Origin of the sequence: Halomonas sabkhae (assembly GCF_030409265.1) — a bacterium.
GTDB classification, from domain to species: domain Bacteria; phylum Pseudomonadota; class Gammaproteobacteria; order Pseudomonadales; family Halomonadaceae; genus Halomonas; species Halomonas halmophila.
Genome location: NZ_JAUFPM010000021.1, coordinates 52548 through 58751 on the forward strand (window position 1 = coordinate 52548; position 6204 = coordinate 58751).

Sequence of the window (6204 nt, forward strand, 5' to 3'; positions counted from 1 at the left end):
CGGCGGCGTAAATGGTAAATGTGCCCGGCATTTTACCAGCGGGGGCGCTGCGGCACAGGCCCCTGTTGCGTCAGAACATGAAAAGGGTCCGCAGCGCGGCTGGGGTTGTCGTCGCAGCGAAGCGGGCCTAGAACAAGGCCTGGTCCTCGTCGACCACCTCCTTGAGCAGCTCCAGGAAGAGCTTGTCGGCCTCCGAATGTTCGGCCGGGTCCTCCGGGATGTGGACGCTGGTGGTGTCCGATATCTGATTGGCGATGCGCACCATGGCATCGGTCAATTCATCCCTGTACAGCTCCTGCCTCGCTACTTCGAGGGACTGCTCCAGAATCTTCGGATCCTGCAGAAGCTTTTTGATGAACCCACGTAGCTCATTGATGATGCGTGTTTTTTGAATCTCCGATGAGGACATGGCGGTGCTCCTTGTGCGGCACGTTCCAGACTGTTGCCACCATACCATGATTGGCCGTGGCGCAAAGTCTATCTTGTCCGCCTGGCGATTCTGAAACGGACTGGTGCATGATGATATGTTAGTGATATGCAATGAGTGGTGTTTGTCACCTCCGTGTTTAGCCATGACATCCTTAAGGGAATCGTGAAATGCATATTCCTGGTTCCTGGATGATGAATCATGCCATGCAATAGCGACGAGGCCGATTCAGTCTCGTTTCCAGTCGGCCTAGGGAGCGGACGTGACACGACAGCAACATGATGATGGCCCTGTTGATGACGAGTCCGTGGTTCGCGATGAGCTGCTGGCCTGTCTACAGAGCATCGCGCATCTGCATGAGCATGATGCGAGTGCCGATACACTGGTTGCCGGCTTGCCTCTCGAAGAGGGGTGCCTTACTCCGAGTGTATTTCCTCGGGCGGCGGACAATGCCGGCATGGCCGCCAACCTGGTCAAGGCGCCGCTGGAAACGCTCAACTCGGCACTGTTGCCCGCCGTGCTCCTGCTGGAGCCGGGACGGGCCTGTGTACTGGTTCACCTGGACCTTGCCAGAGGCGCCGCGCGGGTCATCTATCCGGAGATCGGTGATGCCGAGGCGACAGTCGCGTTGGATAGCTTGCAGTCTCGTTACAGCGGTCGTGCCATCTATGTTCGCCCGCGCTTTCGCTTCGATGACCGCACTGAGGGCCGTCGCAGTCGCAGAGATCACCACTGGTTCTGGGGTGTCATCCGGGAGAATCGGCGTCTGTACCGGGATGTCGTGCTGGGGTCTCTAGCCATCAACCTGTTCGCCGTGGCTATGCCGCTGTTCGTTCTGAATATCTATGACCGGGTTGTACCGAACCAGGCAACGGAAACGATGTGGGTCCTGGCGACCGGGATCTTTATCGTGCTGTGTTTCGACCTGGTGTTGCGCTTGTTGCGCAGTGCCTTTATCGATCTGGCCGCCAGTCGCGCCGATGTCAAGCTATCATCTTCGATCATCGAACAGGTGCTGGGGCTCAGAATGTCCTCGCGACCGGCTTCCACCGGATCCTTCGCGGCCACTCTGCAGTCCTATGAATCCATCCGTGCCTTTATCGGTTCGGCTACCGTCGTCGGGCTTGTCGACCTGCCCTTCGTATTGCTGTTCGCGGGGATCATCGCGCTGATAGCGCCACCGCTGGTTATACCCGTGCTGGTCGGTATCGTGTTCGTGCTGCTTTATGCCCTGGCGGCCCAATCCAAGCTGCATGAATTGTCCGAGACGACCTGGCGCATCAGTGCCCAGCGAAATGCCAGCCTGGTCGAGATGGTGTCGCAACTCGAGACCGTCAAGGCAATGCGCCGTGAAGGTCGCCTGCAGTCAAGTTGGGAAAAGGCGTCAGCCTTTCTGTCGCGTACTTCGGCAAGGCTCAGGCTGATCAGCTCCTCGGTTTCGAGTGTGGCTCTCTGGGCCCAGAACAGTGTGGCGGTCTGCGTCATCCTGGTGGGGGTCTACCAGATCATGGCGGGTAACCTGACCCAGGGTGGCCTGATTGCCGCGTACCTGCTGTCATCCCGTGCCATGGCACCGGTGAGTCAGGCGGCCTCACTGCTGGCCCAGTATCATCATGCCTCCACGGCCCTGGAATCACTCGAGGATGTCATGCAGCGCCCCGTGGAGCGCTCTGCTGAACGGAGCTATATCGATCGTCCCGTCATGGAAGGGGATATCCAATTCGATCACGTGACGTTCCGCTATCCGGATGAAGAGCGCGATGCGCTGCGTGATATAGCGCTATCCTTCCGTGCAGGGGAGAAAGTGGCGCTACTCGGCAAGGTAGGCTGTGGCAAGAGCACCCTGGCCAAACTGATCCTCGGGCTCTATGAGCCTTCGGCGGGCGATGTGCGCGTCGATGGGGTCGATATCCGTCAGCTGGATCCGTCACAGCTGCGCCGTCACATCGGTTATGTGCCGCAGGATATCAGCCTGTTCTACGGCACCCTGAGGGAAAACATCTTGGTGGGAGCCGGCAGCGATGCCGTCGACGAGGCCGCGTTGCTGCGCGCCGTGAAGTTGAGTGGCCTGGATTCGTTGGTCAATGGCCACCCTCGGGGGCTTGAGCTGGAGGTGGGAGAACGTGGTCAGCGGCTCTCGGGCGGCCAGCGACAAGCAGTGGCCGTGGCGCGGGCGCTGGTGCATGACCCAAGGATTCTGCTGTTTGATGAACCCTCCAGTTCGATGGACCACTCGTCCGAAAGGGCGCTTAGGGAACGCCTCGATGAGTATGACCATGACAAGACGTTGCTGCTGGTGACGCATCGAACGTCCTTGCTGCCGCTGGTAGACCGTGTTGTGGTCATGGATGCAGGCCACGTCGTGGCAGATGGCCCGCGGGACAAGGTGGTCGATGCATTGCGCAAGGGCCAGATTGGCGTTGGCGCTTAAAAGCATAATAATATTCTTGTTTACACTATAAATGGTTTACAAAAGTCACGAGCAATGGCCAGGCCAGATGACACCAACCGTAAGGGTGGCGTTTACGAGCGGGTAAATGAGCGTTGTGATCGGGCTCGAGGGCGAGGCTGATGTCAACGCCACATGGGCGAGTGCCGTGGTTTGTAAACATCTGAGGTTCGTTACGCCTCTGGCAGCGAATTCGAGGCTCAGTGTCGAGTGGGCCACTCAATACCAGGGAGACAGTTCAGATGGTTCAAGTCTTCATTTGCCCCTCGGGCAAAGAGGAGGTGCCGCGTTGGCGAGAGGCCTTCGGGGATGCCTTGACGCAAGACCCTGACCAGGCGCTACAGGAGGTGGCGTCGGGTGATTGTGTCTGGGTCCCCAGCCGACTGGCCAATTGGCACCAGTTGGTAGCGACCTTGAGTCAGCGAGGGGCCATCGTATGTGTGCTGAGTCTTGCTCCCGATGCTCGGGAGGCGCTGGATGCCTTGGGTGCCGGTGCGCGGGGATATGCTCATGCCTTGTCATCCCCCGAGGTTCTGCGTCAGATGAGCCTTGTTACATCGCATAATGGTGTCTGGGTGTATCCGGAATTAATGGCTCAGTTTCTTAGAACTACCTGGCAAGCACTTGGGGAGCCGGAGCCCGAGGAGTCTGAAATTCTTCAGGCCCTGACACAGCGCGAGAGGGCGGTGGCCTTGCTGGTGGCGCGTGGACGCAGCAACAAGGAAATCGCACAGGAATTGGGTATTGCCGAGAGGACCGTCAAGGCACATCTCGGCGCGATATATCGTAAGCTGGGCCTGCGCGGGCGGACCCAGTTGTTGGTCAAGCTTTCGGTGCCGAAGGCTGAGCTGTATCACTCCATGAATTAGTTCTAATATTTTATTGTGGCTTAAATTAGTGGTTTCTGGTGAATTTGTTATCTAGTCCTTCGGGACAATGTTGCTAAGTCGATTTTTGGTTTAGCCTTTAGTAGATATCACACCTATACCTATAAAAGCGCAGTGCCTTGCATCTGCGCTGGAGGAGCCACTCAATGGCCATCGCCACTATCGTATCCATCACGGGTCAGGCTTGGGCGCGAGACAGTCAGGGAAATCTTCGAGAGCTTCAGGAAGGTGACACCCTTGAGGAGGGCGAGACGCTCGTCACTTCTGACAATGGCAGTGTCCAGCTCGATATGGGAGATGCCTTCGGTCCTACCACCATCGATGGTGGCGAAGTCGTCTCTCTAAGCCCCGAGATGGATGCTTCAGTACCGGCATCGGTTGACGAGTCGAGTGTCAGCGACGACGACTTGCAGACCATGCTGACGGCTCTGGAGCAGGAAAGTGGCGACTTGTTGCAATACCTCGAGGACCCTGCCGCCGGCGGTGCTGGTGCTGGCGGGGGCCAGGGTGGCGGCGGTCATGACTTCGTGCGCATTGCGCGTATCACGGAGCAGGTTGGTTCCCTGACGTTTGACCTTGATGGCTTTCAGCTCGACGGGCAGGCTGACGTTTCCACCACCTCCTTTCAGGGTAATGCCGAGACAGCGGAAGACGACGATTCCGTGTTACAGACCGTGGCTGATAACGCCACCACCGACGAAGACACGCCGGTGACTACTGATGTGCTGGGCAATGATAGCTTCGAGGGCTCGCCGACTGTCAGTGCGGTGACCCAGGGCGCCAATGGTGCGGTGAGCATCGACGGCAATGGTCAGGTGACCTATACGCCGAACGACGACTTCCATGGCAGCGACAGCTACACCTATACGGTGACCTCGGGCGGCGTGACCGAGACCGCCACCGTCAATGTGACCGTGAACCCGGTCGATGACCTGGCCAGCTTCGGTGGAGACACCAGCGGTAGCGGCGCGGAAGACACCACGCTCACCGGCACCCTGACGGTCAGTGATAACGCCGATGGCATGGCCACCCCGAATTTCTCGATTGCGTCTGACGGCGCGCCGACCAATGGCACGGCGAGTATCGACCCGGTCAGTGGCGAGTGGACCTACACACCCAATGCCGACTATAACGGCGATGACAGCTTCACGGTCAGCGTCACCGATGATGACGGCAACACCGAGACCCAGGTCATCGACGTCACGGTCAATCCGGTGGCGGATATCGTCGCGGACAGCGCCACCACCGCTGAAGACACCGCGGTGACCAGCGATGTGCTGAGCAATGACACCTTCGAGTCGCCGGACGCCGAAGTGACGGCGGTCACCCAGGGAACGAATGGCAATGTCTCCGTTAATGCCGACGGCACGGTGACCTATACGCCAAACGACGACTTCCATGGCAGCGACAGCTACACCTATACGGTGACCTCGGGTGGCGTGACCGAGACCGCCACGGTGAACGTGACGGTCGACCCGGTGGATGACGGCGTGGCCGATAGCTTCACGACGAACGAAGACACGCCGCTCAGCGACGATGTGTCGGCCAACGACACCCACAGCGCCGCGGCCACCTACAGCCTGAACACCGATGCCAGCAACGGCACGGTGGCGATGAGCAATGATGGCATCTTCACTTACACGCCGAATGCCGACTACAACGGCGCGGATAGCTTCAGCTATGACGTGGAGGACGTGAATGGTGACACCGAGACGGTGACGGTGGACCTGACTGTGGAGCCGGTCAATGACGCACCGATTGCCACTGATTTGTCGGACCGATCCAGTGATGACAGTGAAACGATCAGCTTCGATGTATCCGGTAACTTCTCTGACGTGGATAGCGGTGATTCGCTGACCTTCAGCGCTAATGGTTTGCCGCCGGGCTTGATGATCGACCCGAGTACCGGCGTTATTTCCGGTGTTCTGGATAGCTCTGCCAGCCAGGGTGGAGACGCTGGCACCTATCAAGTCACTATCTCGGCAAGTGACGGAAATGGAGGATCGGTTGCTCAGAATTTCGAGTGGACAGTGAGCAACCCGGCGCCAGATGCCCAAAACGATAGTGCGACTACCGATGAAGATAGTTACCTGAGCGTGCCCAGTGACGGCGTCTTTAGCAATGATATTGACCCGGATGGTGACTCACTGGGCCTTATTGAAGTCAATGATGATACTTCGAGTCTGAGTGCTGCTGTCAGTGGCGACAATGGTGGTACGTTCATAATAAGGGCTGACGGCTCTTACGACTTTGATCCTGGTAGTGACTTCCAGCAACTGGATCAGGGCGAATCTGCTACGACTTCGGTGTCCTATACCGTAGATGACGGAGAAGGTGGTAAAGACACCGCCACCTTAACCATGACGGTAACGGGCATCACCGATGACGCGCCGACGGTCGAGATCGGTGACAATGCCGCTGGTGGAGCGGACCACAGCGTG

General features: G+C 58.3%; 4 protein-coding genes. 3 read left to right on the forward strand and 1 reads right to left on the reverse strand.

Annotation, left to right across the window (positions count from 1 at the left end; translation table 11 throughout):
- Nucleotides 1–127: 127 nt before the first annotated feature.
- The gene (locus tag QWY79_RS13720; protein WP_290273870.1) at nucleotides 128–409 is read right to left on the reverse strand and encodes a hypothetical protein; all 282 of its coding nucleotides are present in this window, start codon (nucleotides 407–409) and stop codon (nucleotides 128–130) included.
- Nucleotides 410–689: 280 nt separating this feature from the next.
- Between QWY79_RS13720 and QWY79_RS13725 the strand changes: the two genes are divergently transcribed.
- The 3 genes from QWY79_RS13725 to QWY79_RS13735 form a co-directional block, all read left to right on the forward strand.
- Nucleotides 690–2858 carry a type I secretion system permease/ATPase gene (locus QWY79_RS13725; RefSeq protein WP_290273873.1) on the forward strand — a complete coding sequence of 723 codons (2169 nt, stop codon included), beginning with the start codon at nucleotides 690–692 and terminating at the stop codon, nucleotides 2856–2858.
- Between the two features lie 260 nt (nucleotides 2859–3118).
- Entirely contained in the window at nucleotides 3119–3745 is a 627-nt protein-coding gene (locus tag QWY79_RS13730) for a helix-turn-helix transcriptional regulator (protein ID WP_290273876.1), read from the forward strand.
- 164 nt (nucleotides 3746–3909) lie between these two features.
- A partial coding sequence (locus QWY79_RS13735; protein WP_290273878.1) for a retention module-containing protein occupies nucleotides 3910–6204 on the forward strand: 2295 nt, incomplete at its 3' end.